Genomic DNA, 21,082 nt, shown 5'->3' with positions numbered 1-21,082 from the left:
GGGAACGTCATTGGCCGAGCACCGCCTCGATGTAGGGGGAACGTTCCAGGAGTTCGGCCGCCGCCCGGTCGGTGAGCGCGGTGAAGGGGTCGCCCAGCACCGTGTAGGCCAAGGAGAGCACCACCAGCGCGACGGTCGCCCAGGTCATGCTGCGGGGCAGCCGGTCGGTGGTCGTCGTGATGGCCCGCCCGGACAGCGTGGCGGTCACCGCCTGCCCCGCGGGCGCCGGCCGCCGGGCGGAACCCGCCCCGTCGCCGCCCTCGCCGTGCTCGTCCTGCTCCTCGTCCGGATCGGCCTCCTCCAGCACCGTGCCCCGGGCGGGCCGCCCGGGGGGAGCCGCCCGCCAGAACGCGAGGTTCCACACCTTCGCCATCACGTACAGGGTCAACAGGCTAGTCAGCGACGCCGCCGCGACCAGGAGGTACGCCAGGACCCCGGCGTCCGCGACGCCCGCCCGCAACAGTTGCAGCTTCCCGATGAACCCGGACATCGGGGGGATGCCCGCCAGGTTCAGCGCCGGCACCAGGAACAGCGCAGCCAGCGCGGGCGCGGCCCGGGACAGCCCGCCGACCCGGGTCAGCTCGGTGGTGCCGGTGCGGCGTTCGATCAACCCGGCCACCAGGAAGAGTGCGGTCTGCACGGTGATGTGGTGGACGACGTACACGATCGCTCCGCCCAGCCCGGCCCGGGTGCCCACCCCGATCCCGAAGATCATGTAGCCGATGTGGCTGATCAGCACGAAGGACAGCACCCGTTTGAGGTCGGTCTGCGCCACCGCGCCCAGCACCCCGATCACCAGGGAGGCCAGCGCCGCCCACATCAGCAGGTCGGCCAGCCGGTTGCCGGGGAACAACAGGGTCTCCACCCGCAGCACGCAGTACACCCCGACCTTGGTGAGCAGACCCGCGAACACCGCCGTGACCGGCGCCGGTGTCGTCGGGTACGAGTCGGGCAGCCAGGCCGCGAGCGGGAACACGGCGGCCTTCACCGCGAACACCGTCAACAGCGTGGCCTCCAGCAGGGTCCGCACCCCCAGCGGCAGCTCGGCGAGGCGCACCCCGAGCTGCCCCAGGCTGACCGTGCCCGCCGCCGCGTAGGTCAGGGCGACCGCGGTGAAGAACACCATCGAGGAGACCAGCGACACCAGGACGTAGGTCGCGCCCGCCCGCAGCCGCGCGGCGGTGCCGCCCAGCGTCAGCAGGACGAAGCTCGCCACCAGCATGATCTCGAAGCCGACGTACAGGTTGACCAGGTCGCCGGCGAGGAAGGTGCAGGACACCCCGGCCACCAGCACCATGTACGCGGGGTGGTACACGGCCAGCGGCGACTGCTCCTCCCGGTCGGCCATGCCCTGGCCGATGGAGTACACCAGCACGCACAGGGTGACCGCCGCCGACACCGACAGCATCAGCGCCGACAGCCGGTCCGCGACCAGGGTGATCCCCACCGGCGGGGCGAAGTCCCCCAGGTGCACGGCGAGCGGTCCGTTCCGGTCCGCCGCCACCAGCATCGTCAGCGACAGGGCCAGCACGGCGCTCAACACCAGGACGCCCACCACCCGTTGGGCCCGGGGGAACCGGGTGCCGAGGGCCAGCTCCAGACCGGCGGCCAGGAGCGGCAACAGCACGGGCAGCGGTACGAGCGCGTTCACCGGGCGGTCCCCCCGGAGGCTTCGGAGTCGGCGGGGTCCTCACCGAGGATGTCGTTCCACAGATCGCCCGAGGCGTCCCGGGCCCGGGCCTGGAGCGCCCGGTCCTCCCGCAGCACGCCCCGCAACCGTCGACGCTCCGAGCGGTAGGCGTCCCGGTCGCCCTCCGGCCCCCGTCCGCGCGGTCCGTGCTGTTCCCGCAGCGCGGACCGCTGCTCCTGCACTTCGGCGCGGAGCGCGACCCGCCGGTCCTCGATGTCGTCCATCACCTCGTCGGTCCCGTTCACCCGCTGGCTGCGGTAGGCCATGGTCAGCAGGAACGCGGTCGTGGCCAGGGTGATGACGATGGCGGTCAGGGCGATGGCCTGTGGCAGCGGATCGCTGATCCGCGTGCGGTCGACCCCCGGGTACAGCAGCGGCGCCGCCCCCGCGGCCCCGCTGGCGGCCAGCAGCAGCACGTTGATGCCGTTGCTGAGGACCACCGCGCCGACCAGGATGCGGGTGAGGGCGCGCATCAGCAGCAGGACGCCGCCGACCGCGCAGAGCAGGGCGCCCGTCACCAACAGGGTCAGGCTGACGCTCACCGGGCGGACCCCCCGGTCGTCTCGCGGGCCTCCCGCTCGATCTGCCGGTCCACCCGGGCCCCGAGCGCCCGCACGATGTCCAGCACCACCCCCAGCACCAGGAGGTAGACCCCGGTGTCGAACAGCACGGGGGTGCCGACGTGGACGTGACCGAAGACGGGCAGGTGCGTCTCGTAGGTCAGCGGATGGAGCACGGCGCCCTCGACCAGCCCGAGGATCCCGACGACCGCCGACAGCAGCAGCCCCAACCCGGTCAACAGCCCCGGATGGCCCGGGGCCGCGTCGGCCAACTCGTGTCGCCCGCCGGCCAGGTAGCGCGCCATCATGGCCAGGCCCGCCACCAACCCCCCGACGAACCCGCCGCCCGGGAGGTTCTCCGCGCACAGCAACAGGTAGACGGAGAGCACCAGCACCGGGTGGAACACCAGCCGGGCCACCACTTCGAAGACCACGGAACGGTACTCCGGGGCGAGCGTCCCCCCGGCGGCGAGCCAGGTCCGCTCGGGAGCGGTGTCCTCGGCCACCGGCCCGCGGACCACGAAGTGCGAACCGTAGGACCAGGCGGTGGGGCCGCCCGGCGGCTCGACGGCCTCCGCCACCGGGGCCGGCTCCACCGCGCCGGCCCGGCGGTGCACGTAGATCAGACTGGTCACGCCCACCGCCGCCACCGCGAGGACCGCCGACTCGCCCAGGGTGTCCCAGGCCCGGAACTCCACCAGGATCGTCGCCACCACCTCCTTCACCCCGTGGCCGGCGGTGGCCGCCACCAACGCCCCGCCCGCCGGCTCGGCCACCCGGGCTGCCGCGACCACCCACAGGGCGGTGGCGACCACGGCCGAGGCGACCAGGGCCAGCGGGATGCGCATCAGCAACCTGCGGCGGCTGATGGTCTCCTGGAAGTACACCGGCATCCTGCGCAGCACCAGCACGAACACCAGCAAGGACACGGTCTCCACGCAGAACTGGGTGAGCGCCAGGTCCGGAGCGCCGTGCACCACGAACAGCAGGGCGGTGCCGTACCCGGTGAGTCCGGCCAGCACCACCACCTTCATCCGCCGCTGCACCGGCAGGCACAGCAGGGCCGCCGCGCAGGTCAGCAGGGCGATGCCGCCCTGCGCACCGGAGTCCCACAACCGCGGAGCCACCGCCCCCGCCCAGGGCTCGTCGACCAGGAGCACGGCGAGTTGCCCGCCGAGCAGCACGCTCAGCACCGTCGCCAGGTACACCGACACGGAACCCCGTTGGAAGAAGCCGGTCACCTGGAGGGCGATCCGCTCCAGCCCCAGCAGCCCGAGCCCGAACACCCGGTCCGCGGTGGGCCAGGCGATGCGCCGGGACAGCCGCACCACGGGGTCGCGCAACAGGAACAGCACCGCACCACCGGCCCAGGCCGCGGCGGACAGCAGCAGGGCGGTGCCGAGGCCGTGCCACAGGGAGAGCGCGTACGGGTGCGCCGGTGCGGGGAAGGCGGAGGCGTACGCTCCCAGCAGTCCGTTCCACCAGGACACCCCCGGTCCGAAGACCGCGCACGCGACGGCGAGCAGCGCCGGCGGCCCCAGGAACGCCGGGCCCACCCGTTGGACGGGGGTGTCGTCGAGCCCCGGCTTGCGGGCGAACGCCCCCCACAGGAATCGCAGGGTGTAGGCACAGGTCAAGGCCGAACCGGCGGTGGCGACGGCCAGGGCCCAACGGTCGACGGCGTCGCCGTGCAACAGGGCCTCGAAGGCCGCCTCCTTGGCGGCGAAGCCGAGCAGCGGCGGCAGTGCCGCCATCGAGGCCCCCGCGACCAGTGCGGTCCCCGCCACCCACGGCAACGCCCGCCCCACCCCCGACAGTCGCCGTAGGTCCCGGGTGCCCGCGGCGTGGTCGACGATGCCGGTGACGAGGAACAGCGGGGCCTTGAACAGCGCGTGGGCGAGGATGAGCACCGCGGCGGCCAGCGCGGCGTCCCGGTTGCCGACCCCGGCGAGCACGGTGAGGAAGCCGAGTTGGCTGACGGTGCCGTACGCCAGCACCAGCTTGAGGTCGCCCAGCCGCAGGGCGCGCCAACCGCCCAGGAGCATCGTCGCGGACCCGAGCACCAGCAGCACCGGCCGCCAGAGCGGCACGTCCGCGAACGCGGGCGCCAGCCGGGCGACCAGGTACACCCCCGCCTTCACCATCGCCGCCGCGTGCAGATAGGCGCTGACCGGGGTCGGTGCGGCCATCGCATTGGGCAGCCAGACGCTGAACGGCCAGATCGCCGACTTCGACAGGGCGCCCAGGAGCACCAGGGCGATCGCGGTGGAGACGGTGGCGGAGTCCGCGGGGGGATCGGCCAGCAGTTCCGAGATCCGATAGGTGCCGGCTTCCTGACCGAGCATCAGGAACCCGACCAGCATCGCCAGTCCGCCCAGGGTGGTCACGGTCAGTGCCTGGAGCGCGGAGCGGCGGTTCTGCTTGCGTTCGCTGTCGTGGCCGATCAACAGGTAGGAGAAGACGGTGGTCAGTTCCCAGAAGACGTAGAGGACCACCAGGTCGTCGGCGAGGACCAGGCCGAGCATGGCGCCCGCGAAGGCCAGCAGGTTGCCGGCGAAACCGCCGAGCCGGGGCGTTCCGTCCTCGAAGTACCGCACGCAGTACAGCAGGACCAGCGCTCCGACCCCCGCTGCCAGCAGCACCATGAGCAGCGCCAGCGCGTCCAACCGGAGGGCGATCTCCACGTCGTACGCGGGGAGCCAGGCGAGCGACCAGCTCACCGCACCGCCCCGGGCGGCCGTGTCCCACTGGGCGAGCGCCCAGCCGAGGGCGGCGGCGGGGACCGCCGCGAGCAGGGCGAACGCCCGCGGGCCCAGCCGCCGTACGAGGGGGACGGCGCACGCGGCGAGCAGGAAGTGGGCGAGGATCAGCGCCGCCATGCGGCCCCGGGAACCGAGGGACCGCGCGCGGCGGTCCGATCAGGGAGAGGGGCACCGGGCACGGGACATAGCTATAAGCCGCGGCCCGCATTTCGCGTCCCGGCACGCCGTCGCGGCCCCGACCTGCCGCGAGGTGCCCCCCTCCGGCCCAGCACCCGGGCCCCTCGACGGGCTGACGCCGGGTCAGCGGCGGGCGGTGGAACCGGGACCGTTCTCGGCGTGCACGACGAACCAGACGGCACGCGCGGTGCTGGTGCCGGTGTTGCGGAAGAGGTGGGGCAGACCGGAGTCGAAGGCGACGGAGTCGCCCGGCCCCAGGGTGTGGCTCTCCGCGTCGACGTGGACGGTCAGTTCGCCCTCGACGACGACGCCGTACTCGACGCCCGGGTGGTCGACGGGGTGGTCGTCCTCGTCGGAGGAGGCCCCGGGCTGGTAGACGATCTCCAGGAAGTCGACCCGGGTGTCGGAGGTGGTGGTGAGCCGTTCCCAACGGACGCCGCCGCCGAAGCTAACGCTCTGCCGGTCCGTCGCCCGCTGCACCTGGACCCGCTGGGTCGGCGGGAGGGCGCGCAGCGCCCCGAAGCCCGCGGCCCGGGGGACCGGTGCGAGGGTGCGCGGTGCGGGGTCCTCCTGCGGGGCCGGCCCCAGCAGGTGGTCGGTGGAGACGTCCAGGGCACGGGCCAACTGGTAGAGGACGCCGACCGAGGGGGCGGACTTCCCGAGTTCGATCTGGGAGAGCAGGCTCGCCGAGCAGCCGATCCGCCGGGCGAGCCCGCGGACCGACTCGCCGCGCGCCCGCCGGGCGGATCTGAGCCGTTCGCCGAGCGCCGGAACACCGGAGGCGGGAGGTGCCGGAGGCGTCGTAGCAGTCACGGGCGTCAGTCTAGACCGCACATCCCGGTGTGTGGTGGAACTGCACGGAGGCGCTGGTCATCGGGCGCCCTGTGCCCTTCGTGGGCTGGCTGGTGAGATGAAGTGAGCATGTCGGGCTGGTGGGGGGCGGAGAAGAAGAGTGTGCAGTGACACTTGACATCCGATTTGAGCGGTTCCTACGCTCTGGCGAACGTGAGGCGTGACACACGCCTCGCGTCAGGAGACGACGGACAGCGCGGCGACGCGGGGCAACAGCACGAGGAGAACGTGGTGAAGCGCACTCTCATCCAGAACGCCAGTGTCATCAGCGTCGACCCGGCCATCGGCAACCTCGACCGGGCGGACCTGCTCATCGAGGGCACCCGGATCGCCGCGGTGGGCCCCGACCTGTCCGCCGCGGACGCCGAGGTCATCGACGGGCGGGGCGCCATCGTGATGCCGGGCATGGTCGACACCCACCGCCACCTCTGGCAGACGGTACTGCGCAACATCGCCGCGGACTGGACCCTGAGCCAGTACTTCGCCGGCGTCCGCGTGCAGTTGGGCGGCCACTTCCGGGCCGAGGACGTGTACGCGGGCAACCTGGCGGGAGCCTACGAGGCGCTCAACGCCGGGGTCACCACCGTGCTCGACTGGTCCCACAACATGAACACGCCCGAACACGCAGACGCCGCGGTGGAGGCCCTGCGGGAGACCCGGGGCCGGTTCGTGATGTGCTACGGCAACGCCAACGACGAGTGGCTCCCGGTCAGCGGCAAGCCCACCAACGCCGCCGACGCCCGCCGGGTGCGCGCCCAGCACTTCTCCTCCGACGACCAGCTCCTCCAGATGGGCATGGCGCTGCGCGGACCCCAGTACGCCACCCACGACGTCACCCGGGACGACTGGGCCCTCGCCCGGGAACTGGGCGTCCTCATCTCCGTGCACGTCGGGGACGGGGCCTGGGGGCGCGACCGGCCGGTGGCCTGGCTGGCCGAGAACGGGCTGCTCGGCCCCGACGTGGTGTGCGCGCACTGCAACTCGCTGGCGGACGACGAGTTCCAGATCATGGCCGACGCGGGGTGCTCCGCGGCGATGACGCCCGAGATCGAGATGCAGATGGGGCACGGTTGGCCGGCCACCCGACGCCTCCTCGACGCCGGCATGGCCCCCAGCATCGGCATCGACATCGCCACCTGCAACAGCGGCCACCTCTTCCAAGTGATGCGCACCGTCCTGCTCGTCGAACGGGCCTTCGCCCACGCGGACGCCGAGCGCAACGGCGGGACCCTGGAGGAACAGCTGCCGCTCGACGCCCAGGACGCGATCGAGTTCGCCACCCTCAACGGAGCGAAGGCCCTGCGCCTGGACCACCGGATCGGCTCCCTCACCCCGGGCAAGGACGCGGACGTGGTGATGGTGCGGGCCGACGGCATCGAGATGGCCCCGATGAACAACGCGGCGGGCGCCGTCGTCCTCGCCGGGCACCCCGGCCTCGTGGACTCCGTCTGGGTCGCCGGACGCCGGGTCAAGGCGGCCGGCAGGCTCCTGGACGTGGACGAGTCGCGGGTGGTCGGGCTGGTGAACGGCGCCCGGGACGCCGTGCTCGCCCGGGCGGGCGTCGAGCCGGGCGGCCGTTTCCGTCCGTCGGGCTACTGATCCGGTGGCGGGTGGGGCCGTCCGCCCCACCCGCCCTCCCGACCCGGCTAGCGCCGGTCGGCGACGGTCAGTTCGCAGGTCCCGCCGGTGCAGGACCGGCGCAGCCGACCCCGGGCCACCGTCTGGACCAGCCCGACCGTCCAGCACATCGGGCAGCCCCGCAGGGCGAGCAGCCCGACCGGGGCGAGCAACAGGCTCCACGCCCCGGCCACCGGCAGCAGCAGGAAGGCGCCGGCCAGGGAGCCGAACCCGATCAGCCCGCGCAGCAGGTGGACGGGGACCGACCGGCTCGCGAACGCGGGGGCGTTGGTCACGACCGCCCCCCGTCGTCGCGGGCCGGCCGGGTCCCGTCCGCGGGGTCGAGGCTGCGCCGCACCGCTTCGCGCGCCCGGTGCAGCCGCGACTTCATCGCGGCGGTGGAGAGACCCAGCGCCTCGGCGGTCCGCCGTCCGCTGTACCCCTGGATGTCGCGCATGACGAGCACCCGACGCTGATCGGCCGGGAGCGCGAGGATCGCGTCCACCACCCACTGCGCCTCCAGCCGTGCCAGCACCTGCTCCTCGGCGGAGGGCAGTCGCCGGTCCGGCACCGGGGCGTCGGCCCGGCGCATCCCCGCCCGGAGCCGGCGCAGGCACTCGTTGCGGACCACGCGGAAGAGCCAGGAGGCCAACGCCCCCGAGGCCCTCAGCATGCCGATCTTCCGGTAGAGGACGATCAGCGCTTCCTGCGCCGCGTCCTCGGCGTCCTCCGGCGAGGCGCACAGGGCGTGGGCGAAGCGGCGCACATGCGGATGGGAGCCGTTGACCAGGGTGGCGGTGGCCCGGGCGTCCCCGCGCTGCGCGGCCCGCACCACCCCTTCACCGGGCCAGTCGCGGTCAGCCACGGGAACGCCTCCGCCGGCGCAGGACGAACACCGTGCACAGACACACGAGCACGGCGGCGGTGACGATCGCACCGACGAGCATGGTTACCTCCGGGTTCCGTGCCCACGGGGTCGTCGGCACACCCAGGAGAGCCACCGCGCCCCCGAAAGGATTCACCCCGATCCGGGTACCGTACGCGCGACCACGGGCCGTCGCCCGGGCGGTGTCAGTCGCAGACGACCTCGTCGCGCGGGGTGTAGCGGGTGTGGAAGGGCTCGCGCTTCACCTCGACGCCGTCGTTGCGGAAGACCCGCTCCACGGTGACGTCGAACCCCTCCAACGGGGTCTGCGGCTGGCACTCCTCCTTGGCGCCCTCCCGGGTGCCGGGTTCCTTGACGTTCTTCCGGGGGCCGGTGACCGATTCCACCGAGTCGTACTTCTTGGTGCCGACGAAGGTGACCGTCACCGAGGTGTCGGTGGCGTTGGTCAGGATGTGCAGCGCCCTGCCCGAGTCGTTGGTGAACTTGAGGTCGAGGCTGCCCCAGGCGACGGTGGCCTCCCGGCCCTCGGGGTAGCGCTCGATGTAGAACGAGTGGGCCCCGTACTCCACGGGCTTGACGCCGGCGAAGAAGATGGCGTTGAACATCGCCGTGGCGACCGTGGAGACACCGCCGCCGGACGCCTTGGTGTACTTGTCGTTGAGGATGATGATGCCGTCGACGAAGCCGTTGGCGGTGGTCCGCTCGCCCACCGTGTCGTTGAAGCTCCAGGTCTCGCCCGGCAGGACCGTCGAGCCGTTGATGAGTTCGGCGGCCCGCCCGATGTTCTTCGTCCGGTACTCGGCCTTCTCGAAGTTGGCGGTGAAGGACGACACCTTCTCCGTCAGCCCCAGCTCGGGCAGCTTCGCCCGGCTCAGCGTCGGCTGCTCCTTCACCGTCTCCACCGCGCCGGTGCGGGCCCCGCCCGTCTTGGTGAGCAGCGGCAGCACCGCCTCGCCCAGGGCGTCGGCGGTGACCTTCTGGCCCGCTCTGCCCTCGGTCGCCACCGCCACCCGGTCGCCGTCCAGCCGCAGGGTCGCGTCCTGCGCCCGGGTGGTGACCGCGTCCACGGCACGGACCACGGCCGGGTCCTTGAACAGGCCCTTCTCGTCCAGCGCCGGCTGGAGCCGATGGTTGCGGTCGGGGCGCAGGCTCAGGTGCTCGCCCAAGGTGGCGGGGGTGAGCGTGATGCGTCCCTCGTCGGTGGTGAGGGTGATCGGCCCGGACATCGCGGGACGGGCGAAGGCGCGCAGCGCGCGGTCGGTCTCGGCGGCGGTGACCCGCGGCGCGCTCTCCCGCACCGGCAGCACCACCGGACGGGGCCCCTCGGGGGCGAGGTACGCCTTCCGCAGGGCGTCCACGGCGCCGTCCACCTCCAGCGCCGTCCCGGTCCGGGCGGGGGTCACCTTCGGTGCGCCCCCGGAGAAGGCGACGGCTCCGTCCCGGACCGTGCGGTCGTGTTCCTCCGCCAGTTCGCGCACCGCGGCCCGGGTCGCCTCCTCGTCGGTGCGCACCACCGGGTCCACGGGACCGCCGTCGGAGGAGAACAGGTTGCCGATCACGGTGAACGGGTCCTTGCCGGCCCGGACGGCCCGCGCGGCGGTCTCCTCGGTGTCCACCTCGAACCCGGCGGCCCGCGGGGAGATCCGGTCGGTCCGCTCGCCCACCACGACCTCGATGGGAGCCGTTGCGCGGGCCGCCAGTTCCCGGTCCAGCTTCTGTCGCGCCCCGTCCCGGTCCAGCCCCCCGATGGCCACGCCGAGCACGCTGGTGCCGGTGGGCGCCTCCTCGGCGGTGAGCGCCAACCCGGTCAGGTAGAGCGCACCCGTTCCGAGGACGACGGCACCGCCCACGAGGGCAGCGGGGTGTATTCGGCGGCGCATGGAACTCCCAGGGGTGACCGGCAAGGAAAGGGCCGGGCCACGGCCCGGCCGGTGCGATGCTACTCAGGACAGTACTGTCCCAAATATAGTCAAATGGTAAATGGCCGGAACATGTCGTTCCGCGGCCGATGAGCGAGGCCCGGCACCTCCGGACCCGCTCACGCGTGCGGGACGACCGCCACCGGGCAGTGCGCGTGGTGGAGCGCGGCGTGGGCCACCGAACCGATGAGGCCCCCGGTGGGGGTGTAGCGGGCCCGGCGCCCCACGACCAGCAGTGCGGCCCCGCCGGCCGCGGCCAGCAGCACCTGTCCGGCGCTCCCGATCTCCACGTGCTCCACCACCGGCACTTCGGGGAACCGCTTCCGCCAGGGCGCGAGGACCTCGGCCAGCGCCGTGCGCTCCATCGGTTCCAGCCCGCCCGCCTCGTCGGTGCGGCGCAGGAACTCGGGGTAGGCGTAGAAGGGCGGCAGGCTCCAGGCCCGCACCACCCGCAGGGTCGCGCCGCGCGCCGCGGCGGCCTCGAAGGCGAAACCGAGGGCCGGGTCGCTGTCCTCGGCGCCGCCCTGCTGGCCGACCACGACCTCCCCTCCCGGGACCGCCGCCGTACCGGAGGGCACGCGCACGGACACCACGGGCCGGGGCGTGTGGGCGATCACCTGCTGACCGTGCGAGCCGAGCAGGAAGCCCAGGACGGGCCCCTGCGCCCGGGAGCCGAGGACCAGCATCTCGGCCCCGCGGGCCGCACCGAGCAGCGCGGGAACCGGTGCCTCGGTCAGGACCTCGGTGGTGACCGCCAACTCCGGGCGCCCGTCCACAGCGCGCTCCCGGGCCCCGGACACCACGGCCTCGGCGGCCCGGTCCAGGGCGTCGTCGCCCTCGACGACGGGGAAGTCCCGCGGCTCCCACCAGGGCGCGTGGACGATGCGGAGCGGGAGCCCCCGCAGGGCCGCCTCCCGGGCCGCCCAGTCGACGGCCGCCGTGCTCGCCGGTGAACCGTCCACCCCGACAGCGATAGCGCGGGTCATGTGCCATGCCTCCTCGTGACGCAACGGAGCGGCAAGGCTACCGCTCCCGCTCCAGCCTCCCCGACCCGGGCGCCCGGGGGCAGGGCCGATCGTCCCGAGATCCGGGTTTCCGCAGGTCCGCGCGGTCCGAGGGGCCTATGCGCCCGAGGCCAGGCGCATAGGCTGCCGGCATGACCTCACAGAGCTACCTGACGGAGCTGTTCTCCCTGGACGGCAGAGTGGCGGTGGTCACCGGCGGCAGTTCCGGGATAGGCCGGGCCGTCGCCGGGGCACTGGCGCGTGCCGGGGCCGGCGTGGTGGTCGTGGCCCGGGGCGAGCGGGACCTGGTGGCGACCGTGGACGAACTGGCCGCCGCCGGCTGCCGCGCCGCCTGGGTCAGTGCGGATCTGAGCACCCGGGACGGGGTGCGCGCGGCGGCCGAGCGGGCCGCCGAGGTCTTCGGGGAACCCGACGTCCTCGTCAACAGCGCCGGGGTCAACCTCCGGCCGCCCCTGGGCCGACTCGACGAGGAGGTCTGGGACGCCACCATGGCCGTCAACCTGGAGGCGCCGTTCCTGCTGGGGCAGCGGTTCGGTCCCGGCATGGCCGACCGGGGCTTCGGCCGGATCATCCACGTCACCTCGCAGCAAGCGCACCGCGCCTTCGTGGACAGCGGGGCCTACGGGGTGTCCAAGGGCGCCCTGGAGTCCCTCTCCCGTTCCCAGGCGGAGGCGTGGTCGCCGTACGGCGTCACCTCCAACACCCTGGTGCCCGGCTTCGTGATGACGCCCCTCAACAGGCGCCTGGCCTCCGACCCGGAACGGGTGACTGCCCTCGCCGCCCGCACCATGACCGGGCGCAACGGACTGCCCGCCGACTTCGCCGGCGCGGCGGTGTTCCTGGCCTCCAACGCCTCCGCCTACGTCACCGGCCAGTCCCTCTTCGTGGACGGCGGCTTCTCGGTGCACTGAGCGCGTCCCGCCGGCTCCTTCGCCCGCTCGGACCGGACGGCGTTGCGCCGCTCCGACCGGCCGTCGACGATGACGAGGGTGATGACGCGCACCCGCTCCCGCGGTCGCCGTCCGCTCCTGCGGCCGGCGGCGCGGGTCTCCCTGATCCTCCTGACAGCCCTGGCCACGTCGGTCCTGCCGCACCCCGCGGCGCACGCCGGCGGCCCCACGCCCGGCCGGGACGCCCCCGCGGTCGAGGACCGGGTCCGCACCCACGCCGGCTGGGTGCGCGGCACCCGCACCGACGCGCACCGCACCTTCCACGGCATCCCCTACGCCGACCCGCCCACCGGCGCGCACCGCTGGGCGGCGCCCCGTCCGGTGTCGCCCTGGGCGGGCGTGCGGGACGCCACCCGGCCGGGACCGCTGTGTCCCCAGGTGCCCTCGCCCTACACCCCGTCGGCCAGCACCGAGGAGGACTGCCTGGTCCTCGACGTGACCGCGCCCGCGACGCGGGGCGGGCGCGGGGCCCCGGTGCTGGTGTGGATCCACGGCGACGGCGCGGTCGGCGCCGGCTCCTTCTTCGACGGGCGCCGACTGGCCGACCGGGGGACCGTGGTGGTCACCGTGAACTACCGGCTCGGGATCTTCGGCGGGTTCGCGCACCCGGGCCTGCCCGGGTCCGGCACCTTCGGACTCCAGGACCAGCAGGCCGCGCTGTACTGGGTGCGGCGCAACGCGGCGGCCTTCGGCGGCGACCCGACCCGGGTCACCGTCGCCGGATCCTCCTTCGGCGCCGCCGCCATCACGGCGCACCTGACCTCCCCCACCGCCCGCGGCCTGTTCGACCGGGCGGTCCTGGCCAGTGGCGAGGGGCTGATGGACATGCCCGCCGGCGCCATGGGCCCGGACGTCCCCGGCTACCGGTGGTACGTGTGGCGGACCCTGCGCGAAGTGGAGGAGGCCAGCGCCCACATCACCGCCCCGCTCGGCTGCGCCCACGCCGACCCGGCCGCGGGCCTGCGCTGCCTACGGGCCCTCCCGGTGGCACGCATCCTGGAGGTGCCGTCGATCATGAACGTGTTCCAGGCGTTCGCCCACGGCACGCCCGTCCTCCCGGAACTACCGCCCGAGGCGCTGCGCGCCGGACGCCTCCACCGGGTGCCGGTGCTCTCCGGGGCCACCCTCGACGAACACCGCACCTTCGTGGGCATGCAGTACGACGCCGTCGGCACCCCCTTCACCCGCGAGGACTACGCCACCGCCCTGGACACCGCGTTCGGCGCCGACGCGCCCCGGGTGCGGGCCGCCTACCCGCTGCGCGACTTCCCCTCGCCGGCCCTGGCCTGGGCCACGGTCGTCACCGACCGGATGTGGGCGCTCGGCACCGACGCCCAGCACACCGTGCTCGCCCGCCACGTGCCCGTGTACGCCTACGAGTTCGCCGACCGCGACGCCCCGATGTACCTGCCGCTGTCGGGGGACTTCGACTTCGGCGCGTTCCACGCGGGCGACACCCCCTACGTCTTCGAGGACCCGCAGGCCCAACCGCTGTTCACCCCGGCCCAACTGCGGCTCTCGGACACCATGACCGACCAGTGGGCCGCCTTCGCCGACACCGGCGCGCCCGTGGGGGCCGGGCTGCCCCCCTGGCCCCGCCACCGCCCCGCGGCCGACGTGCCGTACACCCAGTCGCTCGCCCCGGACCGGATCGGGCCCGTCGACTACGCCCGCACGCACCGGCTGGGGTTCTGGCGCGGGCTGCCGAGCACCCCCGTCCGGTGACCTCCGGGAACCCGCCACCGACACCGACCGACTACCTCCCCGAGGCGACCTGCGGGTGACCGTCACCCGCAGCACCCCTCGTGGAGGCCCGAGTTGAGCACCATCAGACGCAGGAGCGCCCTCGCCACCGCCGGGGCGGCCCTGGCCGCCGGCTTCGCCGGCCCCGCAGCTGCCAGCGCCGCGACCGCGGGCCGCCGCTCCGGTGACGCCCCGCGCGCGGACCGTCCGCTGCGCGTGGACATCGTCCTGTTCGACGGGGTCGAGGAACTCGACGTGTTCGGTCCCTTCGAGGTGTTCGCCGGGGCCGCGGCGATGGGCCACCCGGTGCGCGTCCGGCTGGTGACCGGGGGCGCCCCGGGGCCGGTGACCCTCGCCTTCGGGACCCGGGTGGAGGTCGCCCAGGGCTGGGAACCGGACGGCACCGACGCGATCGTGGTGCCCGGCGGCGGATTCGGGGACCGGGACGGGCCGGGCATCTGGCCGGAGATCCGCGGTGGTGTCCTGCCCCGGAAGCTGCGGACGGCGGCCCGTCGGGGCTCCACCCTGCTCGGGGTCTGCACCGGCGTGGTGCTGCTGCACGCGGCGGGGCTCGTGGGCGACCGACCGTGCACCACGCACACCGGCGCCCGGCCGTACCTGCGGGAGCGGGGCTGCGACGTGCGCGACGTCCGGGTCGTCGACGACGGGGACCTCGTCACCGCGGGCGGCATCAGCTCCGGCATCGACGGCTCCCTGCACCTGCTGGACCGCGAGGTGGCGTCCGAGGCGGCGAAGGACGTGGAGTACCTGCTGGAGTTCGAACGGCGGGGCACGCCCCTGCGCACCTGAGGTCAACGGCGCAGCGAGGCGGCGTCCCCCATCACCACCACCGGGTGCGCCGCGGGGTCGAGACGGCGCAGCAACTCCCTCATCCGGCCCCGGGGCAGCGACACGCAGCCCTTCGTCGGCCCCCCGTGGTCGACGTGCAGCCAGATGCCGCTGCCCTTGTCGAGGCCGAGCGGGCGGGTCTTGTCCAGGGGGGACGTCCCGGGAACCCGGTTGTAGTCGATGGCCAGGACGTAGTCGAACGAGCCGGCCAAGGGCTCGTCGAGGAACCCGGTGCCCGAGTCGCCGAACCGGTCGTCCCGGTCGTAGGGCAGCTCCGTCCCGGGGTCGGGCAGCAGACCGCCGGCGTCGCCGAGCCCGAACACCCCGATCGGGGTGCGCAGGTCGCCCGCCCGGTGGTCGTCCGTCCACCCGCGCAGCGCGTTGTGCGCCGGCCAGGGGCCGGCGACCGTGCGCCAGGTACCCTGCGCGTCCCGCTGGTGCAGGGCGGCCGTGCCCGCGCTGGAGTCCCGGCCGGTGCCGGTCACCACGAGCGCCTGCCGCGCCCCGGACGGGACCCGGGCCCGGGTCAGCGAGCCGAGCCCCGCGATCGCCGCCGTCTCCCCACCGGTTCCCGGCCCCGGCCGGCCCTCGATCGGAGGGCCGGCCGGGGGCCCGGGCCGGCCGACGGACGCGGCGTCCTCGTCCCCGCCGGCACCTCCCGCGCCCGGCGCGTCCGCCCGGGAGCAGCCGCCCACCAGCAAGGCCGTGCAGCACAGGGCGGCGAGCACCCCCCGAACGGGGCGCTGCGGGCGGGTACGGGCTCGGGCGGGGCTCGCTGACACGGGGACACCTCTCGCTCGCGGGGCCGGACGCACGGCCCACCGGTGGGTCCATGTGTGCCCGTCCGCGCGGTGAACCCCGCACCCGTTGGGCCGACCCGACCACCCACCGGGTGCCCGGTCACCCGAGCGGACGCCGCGCCCGGGCCCGGCGCTCCCGAACGGCCCAGTCCGTCGGGCGCGGCGCCGCGGACGCGCGCTGCAATGGGCAGATGACCGCGCCCCCGGACGACTGCCTGGCCCGCAACGAGTGGATCTGCGGCGCCTACCTCACCACCCGGCGCCACATCCTGGCCGACGCGGTCCTCCAGCACGTCCAACTGACCTTCCTCGCCGTGCTGATCGCCCTGGTCGTGGCCGTCCCCCTGGCCGTCGCCGCCCGGCGCTGGCGCTGGGCCTCCGGACCCGTCCTGGTGGTGACCACGGTGCTCTACACGATCCCCTCCCTCGCCATGTTCTCGCTGCTGCTGCCCGCCTACGGGCTCTCCGCCTCCCTGGTCGTCGCCGGACTGGTCCTGTACTCACTGACCCTGCTGGTGCGCAACGTCCTGGCCGGGCTGCGCGCCGTACCCGAGGAGACCCGGCAGGCGGCCCGCGGCCTCGGCTTCGGGCCCGTCCGACTGCTGCTGTCGGTCGAACTCCCGCTCGCCCTGCCGGCCTCGATGGCGGGCTTGCGGATCGCCACGGTCTCCGCGGTGTCGCTGGTCACCGTCGGGGCCATCGTCGGCTTCGGCGGACTCGGCAACCTGATCTACTCGGGCATGAACACCTACTTCAAGGCGCAGGTCCTCACCGCCTCGGTGCTGTGCGTGGTGATCGCGGTCCTCGCCGACCTGCTGTTGCTCGGGGTGCAACGGCTGCTCACGCCCTGGACGAGGGCCGCCCGTGGATGAGTTGCCCCCGGGCCCGGGGAGACGGCCCTGAACACCCTGGCCGAGGCATGGCGCTGGCTGACCGACCCGGCGCACTGGTCCGGCGGCGACGGCATCGGACACCGGCTGCTCCAGCACGCCGTCCTGACCGCCGTCTGCCTGGTCGTCAGCTGCCTGATCGCGCTGCCCGTCGCCCTGGTCCTCGGCCACCTCGGCCGGGGCGGCGCGCTCGCCGTCAACCTGGCCAACGTCGGCCGTGCCGTGCCCACCTTCGCGGTCCTCGTCCTGTTGCTGCTGACGCCGGTCGGGCAGTACGCGGAGGGGCCGACGGTCATCGCCCTGGTGCTGTTCGCGGTCCCGCCGCTGCTCACCAACGCCTACGTCGGGATGCGCGGGGTCGACCGTGACGTGGTCCGGGCCGCCCGGGGCATGGGCATGACGGGGCGACAGGTGCTGGTGCGGGTGGAGTTGCCGCTCGCCCTGCCCCTGGTGCTCACCGGAGTGCGGATCGCGGCCGTCCAACTCGTCGCCACCGCGACCATCGCGGCCCTCGCCGGCGGGGGAGGTCTGGGCCGGATCATCACCGCCGGGTTCGCCCTCGCCAGCACCCCGATGGTCGTCGCGGGCGCGGTCCTGGTGGCCGCGTTCGCCCTCCTCGTGGAGGGCCTCTTCGAAGTGGTCGAACGCCTCGCCCCGTTCCGCGCCCGGGGCCGGCGGTGAGCGCCCGCCCGGCCCGCTTCGCCCGGCTGACCGCCCTGCTCCTCGTCGCGGTGCTCACCGGCTGCGCCTCCGGCCCGGCGCTGGAGGACCGGGACGCCGTCACCGCACCGCCCGGCGACAGCAAGGACCTGGTCATCGGATCGGCGGGCTTCACCGAGAGCGATCTGCTCGCCCAGATGTACGCACTCCTCCTCGAAGAGGCCGGCTACCGCACCCGACTGCTCACCGTCGCCAACCGCGAACTGTACGAACCCGCCCTGGAGTCGGGACAGATCGACGTCGTCGCCGAGTACGCGGCCACCTTCGCGGACTGGCTGAACGCCAAGGAGAACGGCCCCGACGCACCCCCCGTCGGCTCGCCCGACCTCACGGCTACCATGGAGGCCCTGCGCCGTCTCGCGACCCCCCGCGGGCTCACGGTCCTGGACCCGGGCCGCGCCGTCGACCAGAACGCGTTCGCGGTGTCCGCCGCCTACGCCCGTGAGCACGGGCTGAAGACCCTCAGTGACCTGGGGCGCTCCGGGCTGCCGGTGCGGCTCGCGGCGGGGGACGAGTGCGTCCAGCGGCCGTACTGCGAGCCCGGCCTGAGGAAGGTGTACGGCATCGACATCACCGGGATCGACCCCAAGGGCGTCGGCACCACCCAGGCCAAGAAGGCCGTCCAGAGCGGCCAGGACCAGATGGTCCTCACCACCACCACCGATGCGACGCTCGGCGAGTTCGACCTGGTGATCCTCGCCGACGACAAGCACCTCCAGAACGCCGACTACGTCGTCCCCGTCGTCAACCGCTCCCGGGCCGGCGCCGAAGGGGTGACCGGCGCCCTCGACCGGCTCAACGAGGTCCTCACCACCGCGGACCTCGCCTCCCTGAACCGGGAGGTCGACAGTTGGCGACGGTTGCCCGAGGACGTCGCCCGGTCCTACCTCAGGAACCGGGGGCTGCTGTGAGGCACCGGCGGGGGCACCCGGTCACACGTCCGCCACCGAGTCGAACGCGACCTCCCCGCGCGTCACCCCCTGGGCGTCCGCGTCCACCGACCTGCGCAGCGCCTCGTGCAGCTTCGCCGGGGTCAACACCCCGAGGAACCGCGCCCCGTCGAGGACCGCCACCCAACCCGCGTCGTGCTGGAGCATCACCCCGAACGCCTGCTTCAGCGACGCCCCCACCGCCACCCACGCGTTCATCCGGTGCGCCAGGTCCCCGACCGTGCCGCCCCGGCCGGCGAGCGCCAACTCGTCCGCGCCCACCCAGCCGTGCAGGTCCCCGCCGGCGTCCAGCACCACACCCCAGCGGGCGCCCGCCGCGCGCAACCGGCCCGCGGCCCGCTCGGCCGACTCCGCGGTGCGCACCACCACCGGCTGCTCCAGGTCGTCGGCTTCGACCACGGTGACCGAGAGCCGCTTCAGTCCCCGGTCGGCTCCGACGAACCCGGCCACGTACGGGTTCGCGGGCGTCCCGAGGACCGCGCCGGGGGTGTCGTACTGCTCGATGCGCCCCTTCCCGTACACGGCGATCCGGTCGCCGAGGCGCACCGCCTCCTCGATGTCGTGGGTCACCAGCAGCACCGTCTTGCGCACGGCCGCCTGCATCCGCAGGAACTCGTCCTGCAACTGCTCCCGCACCACCGGGTCCACCGCACCGAACGGCTCGTCCATCAACAGCACCGGCGGATCGGCGGCCAGCGCCCGGGCCACGCCCACCCGCTGCCGTTGACCGCCGGAGAGCTGGTCGGGGTAGCGCGGTCCGTACGTCGCCGGGTCCAACCCCACCAGCTCCAGGAGTTCGGCGGCTCGCGCCCGGGCCCGTCCGCGCTTCCAGCCGATCAGCGCCGGCACCGTCGCCGTGTTGTCGAGGACCGTGCGGTGCGGGAAGAGCCCCACCTGTTGGATCACGTACCCGATCCGCCGGCGCAGCCGCACGGGGTCGACCCCGGCGATGTCCTCCCCGTCGACGAGGATGCGTCCGGTGGTGGGTTCGATGAGCCGGTTGACCATCATCATGGTGGTCGTCTTCCCGCACCCGGAGGGTCCCACCAGGGTGACCAGTTCCCCCTCCGCCACCTCGAAGTCGAGGCCGTCCACCGCCGTCGTGCCGTCCGGGTAGCGCTTGCCGACCTGCTCGAACCGGATCATTCCCCCACGCTAGCCGTGGCGTCCGGCGCCCGCACACGGGGCCGTCGGCTGCCCGCCGGGTGCCGTACGGCAGCGCGGGGAGCTGTGGTCCACTGGTGGGACCACTCCCCAGGAACTACGCATCACAGGAGCATCCGAGTGCCTCTCACGTACCGCCAGCCGGGCGTCGTGTACACGGACCACCACTTCAGCGTCCCCTTGGACCACGGCCACCCGGCGGGGGAGCAGATCGAACTGTTCGCCCGGGAGGCGGTCGCCCCCGGACGCGACCCGGAGGGCCTGCCCTGGCTGGTCTACCTCCAGGGCGGACCCGGCTTCGGCGCCAACCGCTTCGCGGGCGCCTCCGCCTGGCTCCCGCGGGCCCTGGAGGAGTACCGCGTCCTCCTGCTCGACCAGCGGGGCACCGGCCGCTCCACCCCCGCCACCCGGCAGACCCTGCCGCTGCGCGGCGGTCCGCAGGCCCAAGCCGACTACCTGGTGCACTTCCGCTCGGACTCCATCGTCCGGGACTGCGAGGCCATCCGCCCAGCCCTGACCGGCGGCGCGCCCTGGACGGTGCTGGGGCAGAGCTTCGGCGGCTTCTGCGCCACCCACTACCTGTCCGCCGCGCCCGAGGGGCTCGCCGCCGCCCTGATCACCGGCGGGCTGCCGTCCCTGGACGCCCACGCCGACGACGTCTACCGGGCCGCGTATCCGCGGATCGCCCGCAAGGTCGGGGGACACTACGCCCGCTACCCGATGGACGTGGAGCGGGCCTGGCGGATCGCCGGCCACCTGGAGGAACGGGGGGCGGTCACCGACGGGGGCTACCTGCTGACCGTGGAGGCGTTCCAGTCCCTCGGCATCCTCCTGGGCGGCGGGGACGGCAGCCACCGTCTGCACTACCTGCTGGAGCACGCCTTCGCCCGCACCTCGAAGGGGCCCGTCCTCGCGGACGCCTTCCTGTCCCAGGTGCACGCCGTGCTCTCGCACGCCGAGCACCCGCTGTACGCGCTGGTCCACGAGTCCATCTACGCCCAGGACCGCCGACCGACCGCCTGGTCGGCGGAGCGGGTCCGGGCGGAGTTTCCGGAGTTCGACGCGCGCCGGTCCTTCGCCGGCGCGGGACCGCTGCTGTTCACCGGCGAGACCGTGCACCCGTGGATGTTCGAGGCGGACCCGGCGCTGAGCCCGTTGCGGGAGACGGCGGAGCTGCTGGCCGAGCGCACCGACTGGACCCCGCTCTACGACGCGGACCGGCTCGCCCGCAACGAGGTGCCGGTGGCCGCGGCCGTCTACCACGACGACATGTACGTGGACACCGCCCACTCGCTGGACACCGCCCGGACCGTGCGCGGGCTGCGCACCTGGGTGACCGACGAGTTCGAGCACGACGGGGTGCGGGTCGGTGGAGCACGGGTCCTGGACCGCCTGCTGGACCTGGTCCGCGGCGCAGCGTGACCGATCGGGGACTCAAGGCCACCGCCGTGCGGGTCGTGCGGTACGGCGGGGCGCAGCTCACACAATGCGCCGGGGCGTGCGCCGGGCGCATACCCCGCGGTCAGGA

18 protein-coding genes are annotated in these 21,082 nt (G+C 74.1%); 8 read left to right on the top strand and 10 right to left on the bottom strand.

Annotation, left to right across the window (positions count from 1 at the left end):
• Positions 1–7: 7 nt before the first annotated feature.
• The 4 genes from ABT092_RS10525 to ABT092_RS10510 form a co-directional block, all read right to left on the bottom strand.
• Positions 8–1,651 (bottom strand): Na+/H+ antiporter subunit D, encoded by a 1,644-nt coding sequence (locus ABT092_RS10525; protein WP_351242009.1) that lies wholly within the window; start codon positions 1,649–1,651, stop codon positions 8–10.
• Complete coding sequence (locus ABT092_RS10520) at positions 1,648–2,232, bottom strand: Na(+)/H(+) antiporter subunit C (RefSeq protein WP_351242007.1); 585 nt, start codon at positions 2,230–2,232, stop codon at positions 1,648–1,650. Before ABT092_RS10520 ends, ABT092_RS10525 begins: the two co-directional genes overlap by 4 nt.
• Entirely contained in the window at positions 2,229–5,129 is a 2,901-nt protein-coding gene (locus tag ABT092_RS10515) for a Na+/H+ antiporter subunit A (RefSeq protein ID WP_351242005.1), read from the bottom strand. Before ABT092_RS10515 ends, ABT092_RS10520 begins: the two co-directional genes overlap by 4 nt.
• Before the next feature lie 183 nt (positions 5,130–5,312).
• Positions 5,313–6,002, bottom strand: a complete 690-nt coding sequence (locus tag ABT092_RS10510; protein ID WP_351242003.1) for a helix-turn-helix domain-containing protein — start codon at positions 6,000–6,002, stop codon at positions 5,313–5,315.
• Positions 6,003–6,272: 270 nt separating this feature from the next.
• On the opposite strand from ABT092_RS10510, the gene ABT092_RS10505 reads away from it, so the two are divergent.
• Positions 6,273–7,640 (top strand): amidohydrolase family protein, encoded by a 1,368-nt coding sequence (locus ABT092_RS10505; protein WP_351242001.1) that lies wholly within the window; start codon positions 6,273–6,275, stop codon positions 7,638–7,640.
• A gap of 47 nt (positions 7,641–7,687) precedes the next feature.
• On the opposite strand, the gene ABT092_RS10500 is transcribed toward ABT092_RS10505, so the two are convergent.
• From ABT092_RS10500 to ABT092_RS10485, 4 genes are all read right to left on the bottom strand, one after another.
• Entirely contained in the window at positions 7,688–7,954 is a 267-nt protein-coding gene (locus tag ABT092_RS10500) for a hypothetical protein (protein WP_351241999.1), read from the bottom strand.
• Positions 7,951–8,523, bottom strand: a complete 573-nt coding sequence (locus tag ABT092_RS10495) for an RNA polymerase sigma factor (protein ID WP_351241997.1) — start codon at positions 8,521–8,523, stop codon at positions 7,951–7,953. The genes ABT092_RS10500 and ABT092_RS10495 overlap by 4 nt, the downstream gene beginning before the upstream one ends.
• 206 nt (positions 8,524–8,729) lie before the next feature.
• The gene (locus ABT092_RS10490) at positions 8,730–10,424 is read right to left on the bottom strand and encodes a VanW family protein (protein ID WP_351241995.1); all 1,695 of its coding nucleotides are present in this window, start codon (positions 10,422–10,424) and stop codon (positions 8,730–8,732) included.
• A gap of 158 nt (positions 10,425–10,582) precedes the next feature.
• Positions 10,583–11,449: a universal stress protein gene (locus ABT092_RS10485; RefSeq protein WP_351241994.1), complete on the bottom strand. Its 867-nt coding sequence runs from the start codon at positions 11,447–11,449 to the stop codon at positions 10,583–10,585.
• A gap of 170 nt (positions 11,450–11,619) precedes the next feature.
• On the opposite strand from ABT092_RS10485, the gene ABT092_RS10480 reads away from it, so the two are divergent.
• The 3 genes from ABT092_RS10480 (at position 11,620) to ABT092_RS10470 (ending at position 14,991) form a co-directional block, all read left to right on the top strand.
• Positions 11,620–12,399 (top strand): SDR family NAD(P)-dependent oxidoreductase, encoded by a 780-nt coding sequence (locus ABT092_RS10480; RefSeq protein WP_351241992.1) that lies wholly within the window; start codon positions 11,620–11,622, stop codon positions 12,397–12,399.
• Between the two features lie 81 nt (positions 12,400–12,480).
• Positions 12,481–14,163 carry a carboxylesterase/lipase family protein gene (locus tag ABT092_RS10475; RefSeq protein ID WP_351242103.1) on the top strand — a complete coding sequence of 561 codons (1,683 nt, stop codon included), beginning with the start codon at positions 12,481–12,483 and terminating at the stop codon, positions 14,161–14,163.
• A gap of 93 nt (positions 14,164–14,256) precedes the next feature.
• Positions 14,257–14,991, top strand: a complete 735-nt coding sequence (locus ABT092_RS10470) for a DJ-1/PfpI family protein (protein WP_351241990.1) — start codon at positions 14,257–14,259, stop codon at positions 14,989–14,991.
• A gap of 2 nt (positions 14,992–14,993) precedes the next feature.
• On the opposite strand, the gene ABT092_RS10465 is transcribed toward ABT092_RS10470, so the two are convergent.
• Positions 14,994–15,812 carry a L,D-transpeptidase family protein gene (locus ABT092_RS10465; RefSeq protein ID WP_351241988.1) on the bottom strand — a complete coding sequence of 273 codons (819 nt, stop codon included), beginning with the start codon at positions 15,810–15,812 and terminating at the stop codon, positions 14,994–14,996.
• Between the two features lie 209 nt (positions 15,813–16,021).
• Here ABT092_RS10465 and ABT092_RS10460 point away from each other — a divergent pair, with 209 nt between their 5' ends.
• From ABT092_RS10460 to ABT092_RS10450, 3 genes are read left to right on the top strand one after another with little or no spacing between them, the layout of a single operon-like run.
• The gene (locus ABT092_RS10460) at positions 16,022–16,702 is read left to right on the top strand and encodes an ABC transporter permease (RefSeq protein WP_351241986.1); all 681 of its coding nucleotides are present in this window, start codon (positions 16,022–16,024) and stop codon (positions 16,700–16,702) included.
• Positions 16,703–16,729: 27 nt separating this feature from the next.
• On the top strand, positions 16,730–17,401 hold the full coding sequence (locus ABT092_RS10455) for an ABC transporter permease (protein WP_351242101.1): 672 nt from the start codon (positions 16,730–16,732) through the stop codon (positions 17,399–17,401).
• On the top strand, positions 17,398–18,351 hold the full coding sequence (locus tag ABT092_RS10450; protein WP_351241984.1) for an ABC transporter substrate-binding protein: 954 nt from the start codon (positions 17,398–17,400) through the stop codon (positions 18,349–18,351). Before ABT092_RS10455 ends, ABT092_RS10450 begins: the two co-directional genes overlap by 4 nt.
• 21 nt (positions 18,352–18,372) lie before the next feature.
• Here ABT092_RS10450 and ABT092_RS10445 read toward each other — a convergent pair whose 3' ends face one another.
• Positions 18,373–19,536, bottom strand: a complete 1,164-nt coding sequence (locus ABT092_RS10445) for an ABC transporter ATP-binding protein (RefSeq protein WP_351241982.1) — start codon at positions 19,534–19,536, stop codon at positions 18,373–18,375.
• A 138-nt stretch (positions 19,537–19,674) separates the two neighbouring features.
• Here ABT092_RS10445 and ABT092_RS10440 point away from each other — a divergent pair, with 138 nt between their 5' ends.
• Complete coding sequence (locus ABT092_RS10440; protein WP_351241980.1) at positions 19,675–20,976, top strand: alpha/beta fold hydrolase; 1,302 nt, start codon at positions 19,675–19,677, stop codon at positions 20,974–20,976.
• Positions 20,977–21,082 lie beyond the last annotated feature (106 nt).

This window comes from Streptomyces sp. NPDC002490 (assembly GCF_040296045.1).
GTDB lineage: Bacteria > Actinomycetota > Actinomycetes > Streptomycetales > Streptomycetaceae > Streptomyces.
This window is presented reverse-complemented; position numbering and strand designations above follow the sequence as displayed.

Bases quoted from the DNA above. Each gene is read 5' to 3' on its own strand.
- ABT092_RS10460 (WP_351241986.1), top strand. From the start codon at position 16,022: ATGACCGCGCCCCCGGACGACTGCCTGGCCCGCAACGAGTGGATCTGC.
- ABT092_RS10445 (WP_351241982.1), bottom strand. From the start codon at position 19,536: ATGATCCGGTTCGAGCAGGTCGGCAAGCGCTACCCGGACGGCACGACG.
- ABT092_RS10485 (WP_351241994.1), bottom strand. From the start codon at position 11,449: ATGACCCGCGCTATCGCTGTCGGGGTGGACGGTTCACCGGCGAGCACG.
- ABT092_RS10475 (WP_351242103.1), top strand. From the start codon at position 12,481: ATGACGCGCACCCGCTCCCGCGGTCGCCGTCCGCTCCTGCGGCCGGCG.
- ABT092_RS10490 (WP_351241995.1), bottom strand. From the start codon at position 10,424: ATGCGCCGCCGAATACACCCCGCTGCCCTCGTGGGCGGTGCCGTCGTC.
- ABT092_RS10480 (WP_351241992.1), top strand. From the start codon at position 11,620: ATGACCTCACAGAGCTACCTGACGGAGCTGTTCTCCCTGGACGGCAGA.
- ABT092_RS10515 (WP_351242005.1), bottom strand. From the start codon at position 5,129: ATGGCGGCGCTGATCCTCGCCCACTTCCTGCTCGCCGCGTGCGCCGTC.